The sequence below is a fragment of the Streptomyces katrae genome (genome assembly GCF_000966975.1).
GTDB lineage: Bacteria > Actinomycetota > Actinomycetes > Streptomycetales > Streptomycetaceae > Streptomyces > Streptomyces katrae.
The window spans coordinates 1-830 of sequence record NZ_JZWV01001522.1; the positions used below are offsets into that span (position 1 = coordinate 1).

Here is an 830-nt window from a genome sequence, read left to right on the forward strand (position 1 = left end):
GGACGCCTTCGCCGCCCTCCTCGCCGGTGAGCGGCGCCAGATCAAGGGGGTCCTGCGGGACCAGGCCGTGATCGCCGGCATCGGCAACGCCTACAGCGACGAGATCCTGCACGCGGCCCGCGTCTCCCCCTTCAAGCTGGCCGCCTCCTTCGACGAGGAGCAGGTCACCCACCTCTACGAGGCGGTGCGCGAAACCCTGCGGGCCGCCGTCGAACGGGCCCACGGCCTGGCCGCCGGGCAGCTGAAGGCCGAGAAGAAGAGCGGGCTGCGCGTACACGGCCGGGACGGCGAGCCCTGCCCGGTGTGCGGGGACACCGTCCGCTCGGTGTCGTTCGCCGACTCCTCACTGCAGTACTGCCCCACCTGCCAGACGGGCGGCAAACCGCTCGCCGACCGCAGGCTCTCCCGCCTCCTCAAGTAGCGGGGCCGCTGCGTAGACTCCGGCACCATGGCCGAGCAGCAGCAGCCACCGCCCCGGCGGGAGGTCGTCACCGGAGTCCCGCGCGGCGCCCGCCGCAGACCGCCCGCGCACGCCCCGGCCCGCTCGGAGATCTCCGAGCAGACCACCCTCGGCGCCACCTACGTGCGCGCCCTGATGCGCAGCCAGCTGCGCGCCGGGCTGGGCGCGCTGGCGGTGCTGGTCCTGGTGCTCGGGCTGCTCCCGCTGGGCTTCCTGCTGCCCCGGGCGGCCTCCGGCCCGCTGGTGTGGGTGGCGCTCGGGCTGGGGGCGTACCCGGTGATGTGGCTGATCGCCCGCTGGTACGTGGCGCGGGCCGAGCGCAACGAGGCCGACTTCACCGGCCTGGTGGCCGACCCCGCCGACCCGGGAG

At 75.1% G+C, this 830-nt stretch carries 2 protein-coding genes; both read left to right on the top strand.

The genetic code is table 11. The features are described 5' to 3' along the window. Nucleotides 1-421 (top strand): zinc finger domain-containing protein (locus VR44_RS38850; protein ID WP_045952401.1); only part of this gene is annotated, 421 nt, incomplete at its 5' end. Nucleotides 422-448: 27 nt separating this feature from the next. Continuing rightward, the coding region (locus VR44_RS38855; RefSeq protein ID WP_045952402.1) for a hypothetical protein at nucleotides 449-830 on the top strand (382 nt) is incomplete at its 3' end.